The following is a 17567-nucleotide window of genomic DNA, read 5'->3' as shown; positions in this document are numbered from 1 at the left end:
CATGATGACGAGAACGACGATGGGAACCGCGATGAAGCTTCGGCACAAGACCCCGATTCTCGGCGGCGCGCTCGCGGCCGTGGCGGCCCTCGCGCTCTCGGGCTGCATCAGCCTCGCGCCCAAGCCGCCCGAAGTGCTGTTCCGCCTCTCGCCCGAGGACCGCGCGCCGGTCGGCTCGCAGCGCAGCGGTGAGATTGCGCAGGCGATCGTCGTGCTCGATCCCGAAGCGGACCGCAGCCTCGATGCGCTGCGCATGCCGGTGCGGATCGATGCCGCGACGATGTCCTACCTCAAGGATGCGTTCTGGATCGAGAAGCCGAGCCGCCAGTTCCGCTCGCTGCTCGCCGAAACGCTGCGGGCGGATACCGGACAGCTCGTGGTCGAGGGCGTGGAATTCGAAGTGACCGGCAAGACGCTGGTCGGCGGGCGACTGCTCGACATGGGTTATGATGTCCCCACGTCCTCGGTCGTGGTGCGCTTCGATGCGGTCCGCACCGAACGTGGCGGGCCGATCGTCACCAAGCGGTTCGAAGCGGTCGTGCCGGGCGTGAAGCCGGAAGCGGCAGCAGTCGGTCCGGCGGTGAACGAGGCGGCGAACAAGGTCGCCAAGGACGTCGCGGCCTGGGTGAAGGGCGGGGATTGAGCTGGAAGAGGGGAAGTCCTGGGGGATGATCCCCCAGACCCTCGGAATGTCAGCGCCGCGCGCCGCCTATCCGTAGTGCGCTCCCTGCGGCGCAGCCAATTAAGTCTCCCGACGCAGCCATGGGCGCCGAACGGGGTTGGTCCGCGTAACCTAGACAGTAATGGGGTGCAGGGGCGATGGCCCCTGCTTTTCCCCTTCGTTCTTAACCGCGAGCGAGTTCCGCCAGCCGGATCGCCAGCGTGAACGCCTCGAACCGCGCTGCGCGTCGTTCCGCGGCTTCCCAGTCTTCGCCCCAGAGTTCGACCTGCCAGTCCTCTTCGAGGTTGGCGGCGTTCCACAGCGCCTCCGCGTCGGCACCCGGCCGGATCGCGGCGAGGGCGATCGTCAGCGAGGCGGCGAGGCTGGAGAGTATCTTGAGCGCGGCCAGCGCGAAGTCGTTCTCGGCGGCGAGTGCGGTTTCGAGGCGGGCCAGGGTCTCGGCGGGCTGCGGCTTGTGGAGGATGCCGGAGATGCGCGTGAAGTGGACGTCGTAGCGTGTCTCGGCTTCGGCCAGCAGCGGTTCCCAGACGGCGAGCTGGCGTTGGTAGAGCGCGTCCTCGGGGTCGCCGCGATAGCAGAGCGTGTCCGTCTCGGCGTAGGGCAGGACATCGCGGACGGTCTGCGCGCGGTCTGCGGCAACGGCATCGATCGCGAAGTCGGCAAGGTCGCGCAAATGGAACGACTGGGCGTCGATCTGCTCGCCTTGCGCGGCCCATTCGGCGGCCAGCGCTTCGGCGAGCACCGACGTGGGAACGACTTGCGGGCGGCCGCCGGCGGTCTTGATCGGGCGGCCGTCCAGCAGGACGCGCCAACCGCCTTCGGTCGCGCCGAACGTGGCCTCCTTGTAGAAGCGCTTCATTTCGGGGTCCGCCACTTGCGGGCGAGGACCTTGGGCACGACGAAGACATCGATCAGGCCGTTGATGATCAGCAGGTAGCCGACCCAGAGCGGCAGGTCGAACTTGTTCGCGCCGATCGCCATGCCCGCGATCACGCAGGCGACGCCGAAGATGCGTACGAGCTGGATGATCGCGAAGCGGGTCTTGGCCGGGTCTTGGGCAGAATCCTGTTCGCTCACGTCAGCAGGTACTCCATGAGTTCGTTCGGGGCTTCGGCAACCTTTTCCGCGCCTGCCTCGATCAGCTCGCGCGGGTGGTGGTAGCCCCAGTCGACGCCGACGGCGCGGGTTCCGGCGGCCTTGGCCATCTTCATGTCATAGACGGTGTCGCCGATCATGACCGCTTCCTCGGGCATGGCGCCGGCCTCGATCAGGGCCTCCTCCAGCATGGCCGGATGCGGCTTGGAGGGGTGACGGTCGGCGGTCTGGAGCGTGACGAAGAGGTCGGCAATGCCGTTCGCCTCGAGGCAGAGGGCGAGTCCGCGATCGGACATCCCGGTGGCGACGCCAAGCGTCCAGCCGCGCGCGTGAAGGGTGCGCAGGCAGTCCTCGATGCCGGGAAACAGCGGCTGCGAGACGCGGCCTTCTGCGCGGGCCTGGCGGAACGCGACCTTGTAAGCCTCGGCCATGGCGTCCTGCTGGGCTTCGTCGCTTTCGGGCAGGAGCTGCCGGATCGCCTGGGGCAGCGAAAGCCCCACGGCGCGCCGGATCAGCCCGCGCGACGGCGCGACCAGCCCGAAGGCCGCGAAGCTGGCTTCCATCGCCTCGCAGATCGGTGCCTGTCCGTCTACGAGGGTGCCGTCGCAATCGAAGACGGCGAGCTTCACCGCTTCCCTCGCGGTGCCGGGGGACGGCTACCCGCGGGCTTGCCGGGGCCGGGACGTGCGCCGCCGGGCTTGCGCGGCCCTGCCTTCACGCCGGGCTTGGCGCCCGCACGAACCGGCTTGGCACCGGGCTTGCCGGAACCCTTGCCCGAAGGCTTCCCACGCGAGCCGGGACGCTCCGAAGCGCCGTCGCGGCGCGAGCGGCGTTCACCGCGACGTTCCTTGCGGTACTGCTTGGCGTGGGCCTTGGCGGCGCGCTTCTCGTCGTCCTTGGTGAACTCCGGTGCGGATTCGGGCAGTTCGGCGCCGTCCGATTCCTCGAAGCCGAGCGAGGCCATCGAATTGGCGAAGTGCTCGGGCAGGGGAGCGGTCACGTCCAGCGGGGTGCCGTCCGGATGCTCGATGATCAGGCGGCGGGCGTGGAGGTGCATCTTGCGGCTGATCGTGCCGGAAAGGAAGGCTTCCTGTCCGCCGTACTTGCCGTCGCCGACGATCGGGTGGCCGATCGCCGCCATGTGGACGCGCAGCTGGTGGGTGCGGCCGGTCAGCGGGTGCAGTTCGACCCAGGCGGCGCGGTTTCCGGCGCGGTCGAGCACGCGGTAGCGGGTGCGGGCCGACTGGCCGCCTTCCTCGTCGACATGCATCTTCTCGCCGCCGGTGCCCGGTTGCTTGGCGAGCGGCAGTTCGATCATGCCGTCATTGATGCTCGGCACGCCGACCACCAGTGCCCAGTAGATCTTCTTGGCGGTGCGCCCGGAAAAGCGCTTGGAGAAGAACGCGGCGCTGCCCGGCGTACGGGCGATCAGCAGGACGCCCGAAGTGTCCTTGTCGAGCCGGTGCACGAGGCGCGGGCGCGGGCCCTTTTCGGCATAGGCGTCGAGCAGGCCGTCGACGTGCTCCTTCATGCCCGAACCGCCCTGGGTGGCGAGGCCCGGGGGCTTGTTGAGCACGATCGCGGAACGGTCCTGCGTCAGGACCATCGAATCGGCGAGTTCGATCTCGGCTTCGGTCAGCTCGCGGCGCGGGCGCGAACCGCCAAGGCCGGGTTTTGCTTCCCCGCCCGGCGGCACGCGCAGGATCTGTCCGGCGGCGAGGCGGGTGTCCACGTCGGCACGCTTGCCGTCGACGCGGATCTGGCCGGTACGAGCCCAGCGCGAGACCATCGCGAAGCCCACTTCGGGGAGGTGGCGCTTGAACCAGCGGTCGAGGCGGATGTCGGCATCGTCGCGGCCGACGGTGAACTGGCGAACGGTATCTGAATTGTCGCGGCTCATGCGGCGACTCCCTTCGTGATGGAAAGGCCGGCAAACAGCGCGGCGAAGCCCGCGATCAGAGAGATCGCGACATAAATAGCCGCGAGACCGAATTGCCCGCGCGAGGCGAGGGCAATGGTATCGAGGCTGAACGAGGAAAAGGTTGTGTAGCCGCCGAGCACGCCGACGCCGAGGAGCAGGCGGGTGCTCTCACCCGCTGCGCCCTGACGTAGCAGCCAGCCGGCGAGCAGCCCCATGAGCAGGCTGCCGACAATGTTGACGGTCAGCGTGCCGTAGGGAAACGCACCGGCGCGGGTCGGGCCGATCGCGGCGGTCCAGGCCACTCCGGTAAGATACCGAAGCCAGGAGCCGAGGCCGCCGCCGAACGCCACGAAGAGCGAGGCAGCTAGAAAGGAAGGTTGGGGCATTGCGCCGCCTTAGCCGCGAATGCTCGGATTTCCAATCGTTCCATCCGACCGGATCGCTGCGGAGGCTTCTATAAAGGTCCTTGGGTGCGACCCCACTCCGCAAGGAGACATAATGATGCAGATATCATCGTCGACGAGCGCGCTGAGCGCTCTCATCAACCCGCGTCAGGACATGGACGACAAGCTCTCGACCGCGATCGGCAACGGGTCGATTAGCGACAGCGACGCCTCCGTGCTCGAATCGGCACTCGATTCGATCGATGACGCGCTGGAAACGGACTCTTCGGGGAGTCGTCTCGATCCTTCGCAGATGAAGGATCGGATCGATTCGCTGATCTCCGACCAGGTCGAAAACGGCACTTTGACCGAGGACCAGGCGAGCACCTTGCAGGCGCTCTTCGCGCAGGGCCCGTCGCAGGGCGGCGGAGAAGCGGACGGTGCCGGTGGACCTGGCGGTCCCGGTGGCGGCATGGGCGGTCCGGGCGGCCCGAAGGGTGCAGGCGGTCCGCCTCCGGGCGGCGCCCCGGTCGGGAAAACCGACGAGACGGATGAAACCGAGGAAACGGACGATACGGACGAAACCGATTCGACCGATGAGACCGATGAAACGGAAGAGTCCGACGATGCCGATGCGGCGTTGGCCGCGATGCAGGCTTTCCTGGATAACCTGAAGGCCCAGCAGGCCGAAGGCGCTACCTATACGGCTTCGGCTGCGACTTCGGCGACCGTTTCGGCAGCCGGTCTGATCGTCGATCAACTGGCCTGACGCGCCGGATCGGTGTATAAGGTCCTCCACCGGGGCATTCCACGCCCGGTGGAGGGCGCTTTTCGGCCAATTGATGGCCAAGATTGCTTGCCTTCCGGTGCTGGCAGTGCTAGCGGCCCCCAACTTCGAGCCGAACCCCACGGGGATTCGGTACCATTACGTTTTTTCTTTCAAGGTGCCTTCCGCGTCGGAATGCGGAATTCGTACCTTCGATTTGTGAGGTGTGTCGGTTTATGCAGATTCTCGTTCGCGACAACAACGTCGATCAGGCTCTTCGGGCTCTCAAGAAGAAGCTGCAGCGTGAAGGCGTGTACCGCGAAATGAAGCTGCGTCGCCACTTCGAGAAGCCCTCGGAAAAGCGCGCTCGCGAAAAGGCTGCCGCTGTGCGCCGCGCCCGCAAGCTGGAGCGCAAGCGCATGGAGCGTGACGGCTCCAAGTAAGATTGGGGTCGGCCCCGCGCTCATGAAGTGCGGGGTTGCGGCACGGGCTTTCGCTTCATGAGAAGCGAATCCGCGCCGCATTCAATCGGATCGCCTTCCCGCGATTGCGATTGGCACATCTTAAATTGCTCGGCTTGCGGCTTGAATGCCGCTCCGGCTTGAGCCATGAGGGCGCGGAAATTCCATCCGCGCCCTTTGTGCATCTGCCGTGCAGTTGCCGACGCCGGGCGAACCCGAACGAGGCCCTAGACCATGACTGAGATCACTCGCGTTCCGTTGCAGCCGATTGCCAAGGGCTCGCTGGGCAAGATCTGGCTCGGCGTTGCCGCAGTCGCCCTGGCCGCCGGCGGTGTCGCTTATGCCGCTCTCCCGCCGCAGGTCCACGTCAAGACGCTGACCGCCGGCACCGGCGAATCGCCGACGATCGCGGACGTGGTGCTCATCAACTACAAGGGCACGCTGCCCGACGGTAAGGTCTTCGACCAGGCCCAGCAGGTGCCGATGGCCCTCAACGAGGTGATCCCCGGCTTCACCAAGGCGCTCGTGAAGATGCAGCGCGGCGGCAAGTACGAAGTCGAGATCCCGGCCAAGCTCGCTTACGGCGACAAGGCCGTCGGCCAGATCCCTGCGAACACCGACCTGAACTTCCAGATCGAGCTGCTCGACTTCAAGAGCCGCGCCGAGATCGAGCAGCAGCAGCGCCTGATGCAGCAGCTCCAGCAGATGCAGGGCGGCGCGCCCGGTGGCGTTCCGGGCGGTATTCCGGGCGGAGCGGTTCCTGGTGGCGTGGCCCCCGGTGGTGCCGCTCCGGGCGGCGCGACGAACTGATCGCGGCGCTTCGGATGATCGTCACCCTCCGTTCCTCGCTCCTCGCACTCGCTTTCGTCCTGCCCGTCGCCGCTCCGCTGGCGGCGCAGGACAAGCCTGCCAATGGGGCTGCCGCACCGGCCGCCACCACCGGCGGCATTGCTCCGGCACCGGCCCGCAAGGTGGCCGTCACCACACTGACCGCAGGGCAGGGCGCCAAGCCCACCCGCGAGGACTACGTGCTGGTGAACTACAAGGGCATGCTCAAGGACGGCACCGTGTTCGACCAGAACGAGCAGATGCCGATGGCGGTCGGTAGCGTGGTCCCCGGTTTTGCGGACGGCCTCGTGCAGATGCAGCGGGGCGGCACCTATCGCCTCGAAATCCCCTCGGAGCTGGCTTACGGCGCCGAAGGCGGCGGGCCGATTCCGCCGAATTCGGATCTCGTTTTCGAAGTGACCCTGCTGGACTTCAAGACCCAGGCCGAACTCGATGCGATGGTCGCGGAGCAGCAAGGGGCGCAACAACAGGCGCAACCGGCCCAATCGGGCCAGTAAGGCGCTTGCCGGACGCTCCCCTATGGCGGCGTCCCTGCTTGAAGCAATTTCGGACGGGTGCTAGCTGCCCGGTCCTGACATTCCGGCGCGGCGTGCGCCCTGCCGGTCAATCTGAAGGAAAGCCATGTCGGTCGATACCGCAACCGTTGCGAAGATCGCCAGCCTCGCCCGCATCAAGGTGAGCGAGGCTGAAATCGAGGCGATGGTCCCCGAACTCAACGGCATTCTCGCCTGGGTCGAGCAGCTTGGCGAAGTCGATACTTCGCAAGTCGAGCCGATGACCGCCGTCATCCCCAATACGCTGCGCCTGCGTGACGACGTGATCGATGCCGATCCGCTGACCGGCGGCGACAAGCGCGATGCCGTTCTGGCCAATGCTCCCGCCGCCGAACATGGCTTCTTCGGCGTGCCCAAGGTGATCGAATAATGCCCGATACTTCAAACTCATTGACTGAACTCGGCGTCGCGCAGATCCGCGACGGCGTTGCGAACGGCGATTTCTCCGCCGTCGAAGTGGCGCAGGCGTTCAACGCGAACGTCGCTGCCGCACAGGAAGCGCTGAACGCCTTCATCATCGCGACGCCTGAAAAGGCGATCGAAGCCGCGCAGGCCACCGATGCCAAGCGTGCCAAGGGCGAGGCTCTGGGCAAGATGGGCGGCGTGCCGATCGGCATGAAGGACCTGTTCGCGACTTTCGACGTGCAGACCACCGCCGCCAGCCACATGCTGGAAGGCTTCAAGCCGCAGTACGAATCGACCGTCTCGCAGAAGCTGTGGGACGCCGGTGCGGGCATGCTGGGCAAGCTCAACCTCGACCAGTTCGCCATGGGCTCGTCGAACGAGACCAGCTACTTTGGCAACGTGATCTCGCCGTGGAAGCGCAACGACGGCGGCAATGCCGCGCTCGCGCCCGGCGGTTCCTCGGGTGGTTCGTCGTCGGCACTCGCCGCGCGTCTCTGCCCGGCGGCGACCGGCACCGACACCGGCGGCTCGATCCGCCAGCCCGCCGCCTTCACCGGCTCGGTGGGGGTCAAGCCCACCTACGGCGGCGTCTCCCGCTACGGCCTCGTTGCCTTCGCCAGCTCGCTCGACCAGGCCGGTCCGATGGCCCGCTCGGTGCAGGACTGCGCGATCATGCTCGAAGCCATGGCCGGTTTCGACGCCAAGGATTCGACCAGCCTCGACCTGCCGGTGCCGAACTGGGAAGCCGCTCTTTCCGGCGACATGAAGGGCAAGAAGGTCGGCATTCCGAAGGAATACCGCGTCGAAGGCCTGGACGAAGACGTGTCGAAGTCGTGGGATGACGGTATCGCCTGGCTGAAGGATGCGGGCGCGGAGATCGTCGAGATCTCGCTGCCGCACACCAAGTACGCGCTGCCGACCTACTACATCATCGCGCCTGCCGAAGCCTCGTCGAACCTCGCGCGCTATGACGGCGTGCGTTACGGCCTGCGCGACCTGCCGGACGGCGCGAACCTTCAGGACATGTACGCCGCCACCCGCGCCGCCGGTTTCGGCCCCGAGGTGAAGCGCCGCATCCTGATCGGCACTTATGTGCTCTCGGCCGGTTTCTACGACGCCTACTACACGCAGGCCCAGAAGGTCCGTGCGCTGATCGCGCAGGACTTCGCCAAGGCCTTCGAGCAGTGCGACGTGATCCTCGCGCCGACCGCGCCCTCGGCCGCCTTCGGGCTTGGCGAGAACGTCGACGATCCGCTGAAGATGTACCTCAACGACGTCTTCGCGGTCCCGGCCTCGCTCGCGGGTCTTCCGGCGATGTCGGTCCCGGCCGGCCTCAACCGTGAGGGGCTGCCGCTGGGTCTTCAGGTCATCGGCAAGGCTTTCGACGAACAGGGCGTGCTGAACGCCGGTCTCGCGCTTGAACAGCGCGCGCAGTTCGCGGCCAAGCCGGAGAAGTGGTGGTAAGCTGGTCGTTCCTCTTCGAACTGGTCGACAGCGTCGCAGAGATGCTGACCGACCGGGCTCCGAAGAGAAAAGACGACCGACCCGCTGCCCGGCGTGAAGTGCCGGAGCGGGAAACAGATGACGGGGCGAGGCAGCGGCACCGGCTGCTGCGTCGCCCCAGAAGTGGACCGAAACACGATGACTGAATCAACCTATCGCATCCAGGGCGCCACCGGTGACTGGGAGGTCGTGATCGGCCTCGAAGTCCACGCGCAGGTCACCTCGAACTCCAAGCTGTTCTCCGGCTCGGCAACGGCATTCGGCGCGGAGCCGAACAGCCAGGTCTCGCTGATCGACGCGGCGATGCCGGGCATGCTGCCGGTTCCGAACCGCGAATGCATCCGTCAGGCCGTGCGCACCGGCATGGCGATCGAGGCGCAGATCAACAAGTGGTCGCGCTTCGACCGCAAGAACTACTTCTACGCCGATCTTCCGCAGGGCTACCAGATCAGCCAGCTCTACCACCCGATCGTGGGCGAGGGTTCGCTGACCATCGAGGCGGACGAGAAGGCGGGCATCCCGGCCGACAAGGTGATCGGCATCGAGCGCATCCACGTCGAGCAGGACGCGGGCAAGCTGATGCACGACCAGCATCCGACGATGTCCTATGTCGACCTCAACCGTTCGGGCGTGGCGCTGATGGAAATCGTCAGCCGCCCGGACATGGCTTCGCCCGCCGAGGCCGGTGCCTACCTGTCCAAGCTGCGCACGATCCTGCGCTATGTCGGCTCGTGCGACGGCAACATGGACCAGGGCTCGATGCGTGCCGACGTCAACGTCTCGGTGCGCAAGCCCGGCGACGAACTCGGCACCCGTACCGAGACCAAGAACGTCAACTCCGTGCGCTTCGTCATGCAGGCGATCGAGCACGAGGCGAGCCGTCAGGTCGACGTGCTGGAAGCGGGCGGCAAGATCGTGCAGGAAACCCGCCTGTTCGATCCCACCACCGGCTCCACGCGCTCAATGCGCTCGAAGGAAGACGCGCACGACTATCGCTACTTCCCCGATCCGGATCTGCTGCCGCTCGAACTCGACGACGCCTTCCTTGAGGAATGCCGCGCGAGCCTGCCCGAGCTGCCGGACGCCAAGCGCGCCCGCTACGAAGGCGAACTGGGCCTTTCGGCCTATAACGCCGCCGTGCTGACCGCCGACGTCGATACCTTCGCGTGGTTCGAGGCGCTGCTGGCCGAAACCGCCTCGGCGCAGGGCAAGGCGCCCGCCGAAGTCGCCAAGCAGGCGGCCAACTGGCTGATCTCCGAATTCTTCGGCGCGCTCAACAAGCAGGGCAAGTCGCTGGAAGACTCGCCGATCAGCCACGAGCAGGCGGCGGAACTGCTGGCACTGGTGGGCAAGGGCACGATCTCGGGCTCGATCGCCAAGCAGGTTCTCGAAACGATGTTCGAGACCGGCGACAATGCCGGTGTCATCGTCGAGCGCGAAGGCCTGAAGCAGGAATCGGACACCGGCGCCATCGAGGCCAAGGTGGACGAGATCCTCGCCGCCAATGCCGACAAGGTCGCCCAGTACCGCGAAGGCAAGGTCGCGCTGTTCGGCTTCTTCGTCGGTCAGACGATGAAGGCCATGGCCGGCAAGGGCAACCCGCAGGTGGTGAACGAGATCCTGAAGGCCAAGCTGGGCTGATCCCGTCGCACGACTGAACAGAAAAGGCCCCGGAAAGCAGCACGCTTTCCGGGGCCTTTTCTTTGCGCCAAACGCTCAGGTCACGAAGTCTTGGTGCCCGTCAGCGTCATCGAGCCGAAGAACCCGGCCTTGATCGTGCCGGTGAGGTCGGTGCCCTCCACCTCGGCCTTGCAGTCGAGGTCGATGGCCATCGGCGAGGTCATCTTCATCTTCCAGCTCAGCCGGTTGCCGTCGATCCGGCCCTCGCGCAGTTCCATGGTGCCGAGATCGCCGGTGATCTGGCCGGTGAACGTGTCACCTTCGGGCACGATGGTCAGCGTGCCCTTCTGGTGCCCCATCGGGGTCTTGGTCGAACATTCGTAGGTTCCGCCGAGCAGCGACATCGTTCTCTCCTTTTATTCTCGGGGGATTATTCCTGGCCTTCGGGCGCCGCCGGTGCCTCGCGCACTTCGACCGGGATGCCCAGGCCCTTGAGCTGCGCTTCCACCACCTTGCGGTCGCCCACCACCACGAAAGTCAGGCCCCTGGGCTGAAGGTACTGCGTGGCGGCGGCGCCGATCGCCTTGGCGTCGATCGTGCGGTACTTGGCGGCGAGCGTGACGTAATAGTCTTCCGGGCGGCCGAGGCGCTCGTTCTTGCGGATCGCGGCCTGCACGGCGGCGCCCGTCTCGAACTGGTTCGGCAGTTGGCGGATCGCGCCTTCGGTCACGCGCTGGAGTTCCTCCGCCGTCACCGGGTTCTTCGCCGGGAAGGCGCTCATGTCGGCGATGATCGCCTGGATCGCCGCGCCCGTCTTGTCCGACTGGACCGGCGCCGCGACCTGCACCGAACGCGGGCCGACCGGCTGCGCCACGCCGCTGCGCACGCCGTAGCTCCAGCCCTTTTCCTCGCGCAGGTCCTTGTTGAGGCGCGAGAGGAAGCCGCCGCCCACGATGTCGTTGGCCAGTTGCAGCGCTTCGGTGTCGGGAGTCTTGCCGGTCATCGGCAGGACGCGCCCGGCCATGATGACCGATTGCGGCGAGTTCGGGCGGTCGATCAGGACGATGCGGTTGGCGCCGACGCTGGGCACGGCGGCGTCGATCGGCTTGATCGGCTTGGGTGCGGTCGGTGCCTGCCACTGGCCGAAGGCGCGCTCCAGCATGGGCTTCAGCTCGTCCATGGTCACGTCACCGACGACGGTGATGCGCGCGAGGTCGGGGCGCAGCCACTTGTCGTGCGCGGCCTTGAGCTGGTCCGGCGTCAGCGCGGCGAGCGAGGCCGCATTGCCGAGGCCGTCGCCCGGCTGCGCATAAGGATGCGCGCCGAAGAGTTCCGCGCCGAGCGAGCGGGCGGCCAGCGCACTGGGGGTGGAGAGCGTCTGCGCCAGTTCGGCTTCGGCCTGTGCCTTGACGCGGGCCACTTCCGAAGGCGCGAAGGCGGGATCGCGGACGATCTGCGTCATGAGGTCGAGCGAAGGCGCGAGGTTGGCCGAGAGCGCCGAGAGCGTCACGCTGCTGGTGTCGAGCGAGCCGTCGACCGAGATGCTCGCGCCCAGACGTTCCTGCGCCTCGGCGATCTGCGTGGCGTCGAGCTTCGAGGTGCCCTGGTCGAGCATGGCCAGCATCAGGCCCTGGGTGCCCGGGGTATCCAGCGCGTCGGCAGCGTAACCGGCGTCGAAGTCGAGCGAGAGCACCAGCTTCGGCACCGCGCTGCGGCGGGCGAGGGCGACCTCGATGCCGTTCGAGAGCGTCGCGTGTTCGATCGCCGGGAAGGTCAGCGCGCCGATCTGGCCGAGCGGCGGCATGTCGCGCTTCGGTCCGGCGGCGACGGCGGCGACTTTGGTCTTTGGATCGGGGCGGGGTGCAGGTTGCTGGGCTTCGTCGCCCCAGCCGCCCATGGCGTCGCCGCTTTCCTTGCGTTCGCCGGGCACGACGTCGAGCGCATAGACCGGACGGGATAACCACTTGTTCAGCGCCGCCTTGATCTCGGCGGGCGTCAGCGCGGCCATGTGGGCGAGGTCCTGCTTGTACTTGGCCGGATCGTCCGAATAGACCTGACCTTCGGCGAGCGTCGCGCCCTTGCCGCTGAAGCCGCCGACGCGCTCAAGCCCGCCGATCTCGCCGGACAGGGTGCTGACGACGGCGCGGCGCACTTCGTCTTCGGTCGGCCCGTCGCGCAAGTAGTCCGCCAGCACCTTGTCGAAAGCGGCATTGGCCTTGGCGCGGTCCACGCCCGGCTTCACGTCCATCGCCATGGTCAGCAGGCTGAGCTGCTGGAACACTTGCGCCGAGGCGGTCACCGCGACGGCGAGCTGCTGGCCGCGCACCAGTTCGTTGTCGAGCCGCGAGCTGGCGAGGCCGCCAAGGATATGCATGCCGATCTGGAGCGCGGGCGTATCGGCATCGTTGAGGCCCGGCGCGGTCCAGTTGCGGGTGAGGCGCAGCACCGGCACCTGATCGGCGATCTCGCGGGTGACAGGCGCGCCGAGCGTGACCGGATCGGCGGCCACCGGCTTGATGTCAGGCCCGCGCGGAATGTCGCCGAACCACTTTTCCACCTTGGGGCGGGCGGTGGCGGCGTCGATGTCGCCCGAGAGCACCAGCACGACGTTGTTGGGGCCGTAATGGTCGGTGAACCACTTGCGCACGTCGGTGAGGGTGGCGGCGTCGAGGTCGGCCATCGAGCCGATCGTCGAGTGGCGATAAGGGTGGCCGACCGGCAGCAGGCCTTCGCTCTGGGCATATTCGAAGAGGCCGTAGGGCTGGTTGTCGCCCTGACGCTTTTCGTTCTGGACGACGCCCCGCTGCTTGTCGAGCTTGTCCTGCGTCACCGCGGGCAGCAGGTGGCCCATGCGGTCGCTCTCCATGAACAGCGCCACGTCGAGTGCGCCGGTCGGCACCGTCTCGACGTAGTTGGTGCGGTCGTACCAGGTGGAGCCGTTGGTGGGCGTGGAGCCTGCCGCTTCCAGCGGAATGTCGAAGTCCGGCACGTTGGCCGAGCCGCCGAAGAAAAGGTGTTCATAGAGGTGCGCGAAGCCGGTCTTGCCGCGCGGCTCGTTCTTCGAGCCGACCTTGTAGTAGGCGGTTACGCCGACGATCGGGGCCTTGCGGTCGGTATGGACGATCGTGGTGAGGCCGTTGGCCAGCACGAACTTCTCGTAGGGAATGTCCACCTTGGCGACGAGGTCGGCCGGGGAGGCGGGGGCCGGAGCGTCCTTTCCGGCAGGTGCAGGCGGGGCCGAGGCGACGGTCGCCGTCGGGGCGCTCGCACAGGCGGAGAGGAGTAGGGCGGCGGCGAGCGCGATGGCGCTGGAACGAGGAGCAAGTCGCATGGCCGAAGGTCTAGCACGTTGTTCGGCAAGGGCCAGCGGCAAAGGTGAGGGAGGAAAAGATGGAAATGGCGTCGTCCCGGAAGACGGGTTTCTTTCACCCCCGCTTGAAGATCTGCCCGGAATCGAACCGCGTTATTCGCCATTCGCCGTCACCGTCGCGGCGACATTCCATCTTCACGTCGGCCACCGCCAACGGATCGCAATATTTGTCGAAAGGACCGTCGCCCAGTGCAGCGAAGAACACCAGCAGGTAGCCCACTTTCGCATGATCGGCATCGTCGAAGGAGACGCGAAGCGAAGTGATGATGTGGCGCATGGTCATGAGACCGGCGCCGGCGCGCATGGCTTCGGCGCGGCCGTTGTAGAAGGCTTCCACTTCCGCCAGCCCTTCGCGCCACGTCCCGCCGACATTGTAGGACACGTCCTCGGCCAGAACGTCCGTCTGCCGCATCTGAAGGCCGTTGTGGATGTCGAGTTCGTCCCCCCATTCGTAAACGACCTGCTTGATCGCGAGCACGTCGGCTGCCTGCTGGGGAGTGAATTTCGCCACCTGATGCCTCTTCCCGTTGTTTTTCCGGTCTTGTCGGCGAGAGGCTAGGCAAGCGCATCGCTTGCGCCAAGCAAATGCTTGCTGCCCTGCGCGTTAACGCCACGGCGACGTTTTCGAAGGGGTAGCATTCGGCGCGCTACCTCCCATCTAGGGCAAACGGATTCCCGGTTCTTGAGAATCCACGCTTTCTCACCATTTTTCCGTCCGAAACAGGCGGCACACGAAAAACGTCACGGCATGCCTTGTGTTGTAAATATGCAACACTATATGGTCGAGATCAGGAGGCAATTCATACCATGAATCTCGAAAAGTTCACCGACCGGGCCAAGGGTTTCCTTCAGGCGGCGCAGACCGTTGCGATCCGCATGAACCACCAGCGCATCAGCCCCGACCACATTCTCAAGGCTCTGCTTGAGGACGGCGAGGGCATGGCGTCCGGTCTGATCCAGCGCGCGGGCGGCAATCCGGCTTTCGCGCAGCAGGAAGTCGACAAGGCGCTGGGCAAGGTCCCGACCGTCTCGGGCAGCGGTGCGCAGGGCACGCCCGGTCTCGACAACGATGCCGTGCGCGTGCTCGACCAGGCCGAGCAGCTTGCCGCCAAGTCCGGCGACAGCTTCGTCACCGTGGAGCGCATGCTGCTCGCACTGGCGCTCGCCACCACGACATCGGCGGGGCAGGCGCTCAAGGCCGCCAACCTGACGCCGCAGGCGCTGGAAGCTGCCATTACCGACTTGCGCGGCGGTCGCACCGCCGACAGCGCGGGCGCGGAAAACGCCTATGACGCGATGAAGAAGTACGCCCGCGACCTCACCCAGGCCGCGCGCGACGGCAAGCTCGATCCGGTCATCGGCCGCGACGAGGAAATCCGCCGCACGGTGCAGATCCTCGCCCGCCGCACCAAGAACAACCCCGTCCTCATCGGCGATCCCGGCGTCGGCAAGACCGCCATCGCCGAAGGCCTTGCGCTGCGTATCGCCAACGGCGACGTCCCCGACAGCCTCAAGGACCGCCAGTTGATGGCGCTCGACATGGGGTCCTTGATCGCGGGCGCCAAGTATCGCGGCGAGTTCGAGGAACGCCTCAAGGCCGTGCTCGACGAAGTGAAGGGTGCGGACGGCCAGATCATCCTGTTCATCGACGAGATGCACACGCTGATCGGCGCGGGCGCTTCGGAAGGCTCGATGGACGCGGGCAACCTGCTGAAGCCTGCGCTCGCACGCGGTGAGCTGCACTGCATCGGCGCGACCACGCTCGACGAGTACCAGAAGTACGTCGAGAAGGACGCTGCCCTCCAGCGCCGCTTCCAGCCGGTCTTCGTGGGCGAGCCGACCGTGGAGGACACGATCTCGATCCTGCGCGGGCTGAAGGAAAAGTATGAGCTGCACCACGGTGTGCGCATCACCGATGCGGCGCTGGTGGCGGCGGCGACGCTCTCCAACCGCTACATCACCAACCGTTTCCTGCCGGACAAGGCGATCGACCTCATGGACGAGGCCGCCAGCCGCATCCGCATGGAAGTGGAGAGCAAGCCCGAGGAGATCGAGAAGCTCGACCGCCGGATCATCCAGCTCAAGATCGAGGAAATGGCGCTCGCCAAGGAGACCGACGAAGCCTCCAAGGACCGCCTCGTCAATCTGCGCGAGGAACTCGCCAATCTGGAGCAGCAGTCGAGCGAACTGACCACCCGCTGGCAGAACGAGCGCGACAAGATCGCCGCCGAAGGCAAGATCAAGGAGCAGCTCGATGCCGCGCGCGTCGAACTCGACCAGGCCCAGCGCCTTGGCGACCTCGCCAAGGCGGGCGAACTGGCTTACGGCACGATCCCCTCGCTGGAGCGCAAGCTTTCCGAAGCGCAGGCCCAGGCTGGAAACGCGCTGCTGCGCGAGGAAGTGACCGAGGACGATATCGCCGGTGTGGTCAGCCGCTGGACGGGCGTGCCGGTCGACAAGATGCTGGAAGGCGAGCGCGAGAAGCTCCTCAAGATGGAGGAGGTGATCGGTGCGCGTGTGATTGGCCAGAAGGATGCGGTGTCCGCCGTGTCCAAAGCAGTGCGCCGTGCCCGTGCAGGTCTTCAGGACCCGAACCGGCCGCTCGGCTCGTTCCTGTTCCTCGGCCCCACGGGCGTCGGCAAGACCGAACTGACCAAGGCGCTCGCCGGCTTCCTGTTCGACGACGACAACGCGATGGTCCGCATCGACATGTCGGAGTTCATGGAAAAGCATGCGGTCTCCCGCCTGATCGGCGCGCCTCCGGGCTATGTCGGCTATGACGAGGGTGGTGTGCTGACCGAAGCCGTGCGGCGGCGGCCCTATCAGGTCGTGCTGTTCGACGAGGTGGAGAAGGCGCATCCCGACGTGTTCAACGTGCTGCTGCAAGTACTCGACGACGGCCGCCTGACCGACGGGCAGGGCAGGGTGGTGGACTTCACCAACACCCTCATCATCCTGACCAGCAACCTCGGCAGTCAGTACCTGACCCAGCTCGACGAAGGGCAGGACGTGGACACCGTTGAGCCGCAGGTGATGGAAGTGGTGCGCGGGCATTTCCGGCCCGAGTTCCTCAATCGCCTCGACGAGATCGTGCTGTTCCACCGCCTCGGCCAGGAGCACATGGGCCCGATCGTCGATATCCAGGTGGCGCGCGTGCAGAAGCTGCTCAAGGACCGCAAGATCGTGCTCGACCTCACCGACGCGGCCAAGCGCTGGCTCGGCCGGGTGGGTTACGATCCGGTCTACGGCGCGCGTCCGCTGAAGCGCGCGGTCCAGCGCTACTTGCAGGACCCGCTCGCCGAGAAGCTGCTGGCGGGCGAAGTGCCCGATGGCTCGCACCTGCACATCGACGACGGCGACGGTGCGCTGGCGATTGCGGTGGAGTGATCTTCACCGCCACGAACAGGAAAGGGCCTCGGTTTCGCCGAGGCCCTTTTTTGTTGTCCTAGCCTTGATTCCAGACATCGAACGGCTTTGCGCGAATCCACCGCGTTGCGGCCCACTTGGCGCCTTGGCGAACGGGGGCACCGGCATGGCGGCTGCGTGGGTCGGGTGAACCGTCGGGCAGGGTATTGTCGAAGGCCACCATGTCGCCGCCGCCGCCCGCCACCGACAGGTTCTGCGCTGGAAAGCGAGTCTCGCCGCCGACGTATCCGGTGTTGAGATAGATTATCGCCGTCACCGCGCGCTGGTTGGTGACGTGGGGCAAAGTGTCCATGTGTTCGCGATATTCCTGCCCCGGCGCATAGTGCAGCACGTTGAGCGGCTCGCCCTGTTCCACCCGCGTTCCGGTAGCTGCCGCAAGGCGGCGCATGATCGCCTGGAGCGGCAGGGATTCGCGCGTCGGCCCCACCACCGCAGCGGACGAGGTGCGGATCGGGTGCGGTATCGAGCGGCCGGTGTGGGGATCGGCAACGATCGACGGCGCCAGCAAGTCGCGCACCGACATCGCGAGATG

Annotated in this window: 18 protein-coding genes; 9 read left to right on the top strand and 9 right to left on the bottom strand. The window is 66.4% G+C overall.

Going from position 1 to position 17567, the window contains the following annotated elements; all coding sequences use genetic code 11:
- Nucleotide 1: 1 nt before the first annotated feature.
- Nucleotides 2-643: an ABC-type transport auxiliary lipoprotein family protein gene (locus tag V7066_RS25575; RefSeq protein ID WP_334185751.1), complete on the top strand. Its 642-nt coding sequence runs from the start codon at nt 2-4 to the stop codon at nt 641-643.
- 202 nt (nt 644-845) lie between these two features.
- Here the strand turns inward: V7066_RS25575 and V7066_RS25570 are convergent, their stop codons facing one another.
- The 5 genes from V7066_RS25570 to crcB are packed head-to-tail and all read right to left on the bottom strand — an operon-like array spanning nt 846 to nt 4084.
- Nucleotides 846-1541 carry an ATP12 family chaperone protein gene (locus tag V7066_RS25570; protein ID WP_334185750.1) on the bottom strand — a complete coding sequence of 232 codons (696 nt, stop codon included), beginning with the start codon at nt 1539-1541 and terminating at the stop codon, nt 846-848.
- Nucleotides 1538-1759, bottom strand: coding sequence for a hypothetical protein (locus V7066_RS25565; RefSeq protein ID WP_334185749.1), 222 nt, complete (start codon nt 1757-1759; stop codon nt 1538-1540). Before V7066_RS25565 ends, V7066_RS25570 begins: the two co-directional genes overlap by 4 nt.
- Nucleotides 1756-2406, bottom strand: a complete 651-nt coding sequence (locus V7066_RS25560; RefSeq protein ID WP_334185748.1) for an HAD-IA family hydrolase — start codon at nt 2404-2406, stop codon at nt 1756-1758. Before V7066_RS25560 ends, V7066_RS25565 begins: the two co-directional genes overlap by 4 nt.
- Nucleotides 2403-3677, bottom strand: coding sequence for an RluA family pseudouridine synthase (locus tag V7066_RS25555; protein WP_334185747.1), 1275 nt, complete (start codon nt 3675-3677; stop codon nt 2403-2405). Before V7066_RS25555 ends, V7066_RS25560 begins: the two co-directional genes overlap by 4 nt.
- Nucleotides 3674-4084: a fluoride efflux transporter CrcB gene (gene crcB / locus V7066_RS25550; RefSeq protein ID WP_334185746.1), complete on the bottom strand. Its 411-nt coding sequence runs from the start codon at nt 4082-4084 to the stop codon at nt 3674-3676. Before crcB ends, V7066_RS25555 begins: the two co-directional genes overlap by 4 nt.
- A 112-nt stretch (nt 4085-4196) precedes the next feature.
- Here crcB and V7066_RS25545 point away from each other — a divergent pair, with 112 nt between their 5' ends.
- The 7 genes from V7066_RS25545 to gatB all read left to right on the top strand — a co-directional run bounded on the left by V7066_RS25545 (nt 4197) and on the right by gatB (nt 10260).
- Nucleotides 4197-4850, top strand: coding sequence for a hypothetical protein (locus V7066_RS25545; RefSeq protein WP_334185745.1), 654 nt, complete (start codon nt 4197-4199; stop codon nt 4848-4850).
- A gap of 233 nt (nt 4851-5083) precedes the next feature.
- Nucleotides 5084-5290: a 30S ribosomal protein S21 gene (gene rpsU, locus V7066_RS25540; RefSeq protein WP_021234711.1), complete on the top strand. Its 207-nt coding sequence runs from the start codon at nt 5084-5086 to the stop codon at nt 5288-5290.
- A gap of 252 nt (nt 5291-5542) precedes the next feature.
- Nucleotides 5543-6118 carry an FKBP-type peptidyl-prolyl cis-trans isomerase gene (locus V7066_RS25535; RefSeq protein ID WP_334185744.1) on the top strand — a complete coding sequence of 192 codons (576 nt, stop codon included), beginning with the start codon at nt 5543-5545 and terminating at the stop codon, nt 6116-6118.
- Nucleotides 6119-6132: 14 nt separating this feature from the next.
- Nucleotides 6133-6654, top strand: coding sequence for an FKBP-type peptidyl-prolyl cis-trans isomerase (locus V7066_RS25530; protein WP_334185743.1), 522 nt, complete (start codon nt 6133-6135; stop codon nt 6652-6654).
- Between the two features lie 124 nt (nt 6655-6778).
- Nucleotides 6779-7081, top strand: coding sequence for an Asp-tRNA(Asn)/Glu-tRNA(Gln) amidotransferase subunit GatC (gatC, locus tag V7066_RS25525; protein ID WP_021234714.1), 303 nt, complete (start codon nt 6779-6781; stop codon nt 7079-7081).
- Nucleotides 7081-8580: an Asp-tRNA(Asn)/Glu-tRNA(Gln) amidotransferase subunit GatA gene (gatA, locus tag V7066_RS25520; protein ID WP_334185742.1), complete on the top strand. Its 1500-nt coding sequence runs from the start codon at nt 7081-7083 to the stop codon at nt 8578-8580. The genes gatC and gatA overlap by 1 nt, the downstream gene beginning before the upstream one ends.
- 177 nt (nt 8581-8757) lie before the next feature.
- Nucleotides 8758-10260 carry an Asp-tRNA(Asn)/Glu-tRNA(Gln) amidotransferase subunit GatB gene (gene gatB, locus V7066_RS25515; protein ID WP_334185741.1) on the top strand — a complete coding sequence of 501 codons (1503 nt, stop codon included), beginning with the start codon at nt 8758-8760 and terminating at the stop codon, nt 10258-10260.
- An 80-nt stretch (nt 10261-10340) separates the two neighbouring features.
- Here gatB and V7066_RS25510 read toward each other — a convergent pair whose 3' ends face one another.
- The 3 genes from V7066_RS25510 to V7066_RS25500 form a co-directional block, all read right to left on the bottom strand.
- A complete protein-coding gene (locus tag V7066_RS25510) occupies nt 10341-10643 on the bottom strand; it encodes a hypothetical protein (protein ID WP_147220046.1) in 303 nt (100 codons plus the stop codon).
- Nucleotides 10644-10669: 26 nt separating this feature from the next.
- Complete coding sequence (locus V7066_RS25505; RefSeq protein ID WP_334185740.1) at nt 10670-13570, bottom strand: M16 family metallopeptidase; 2901 nt, start codon at nt 13568-13570, stop codon at nt 10670-10672.
- Nucleotides 13571-13664: 94 nt separating this feature from the next.
- A complete protein-coding gene (locus V7066_RS25500; RefSeq protein ID WP_334185739.1) occupies nt 13665-14120 on the bottom strand; it encodes a nuclear transport factor 2 family protein in 456 nt (151 codons plus the stop codon).
- Nucleotides 14121-14416: 296 nt separating this feature from the next.
- Between V7066_RS25500 and clpB the strand changes: the two genes are divergently transcribed.
- The gene (gene clpB / locus V7066_RS25495) at nt 14417-16996 is read left to right on the top strand and encodes an ATP-dependent chaperone ClpB (RefSeq protein ID WP_334185738.1); all 2580 of its coding nucleotides are present in this window, start codon (nt 14417-14419) and stop codon (nt 16994-16996) included.
- 58 nt (nt 16997-17054) lie between these two features.
- On the opposite strand, the gene V7066_RS25490 is transcribed toward clpB, so the two are convergent.
- The coding region (locus tag V7066_RS25490) for a 2OG-Fe(II) oxygenase (protein ID WP_334185737.1) at nt 17055-17567 on the bottom strand (513 nt) is incomplete at its 5' end.

The organism is Novosphingobium sp. (assembly GCF_036820275.1).
Classification (GTDB): domain Bacteria; phylum Pseudomonadota; class Alphaproteobacteria; order Sphingomonadales; family Sphingomonadaceae; genus Novosphingobium.
Note: the sequence above shows the minus strand (reverse complement) of the source record. Positions and strands in the feature narration are given on the sequence as shown.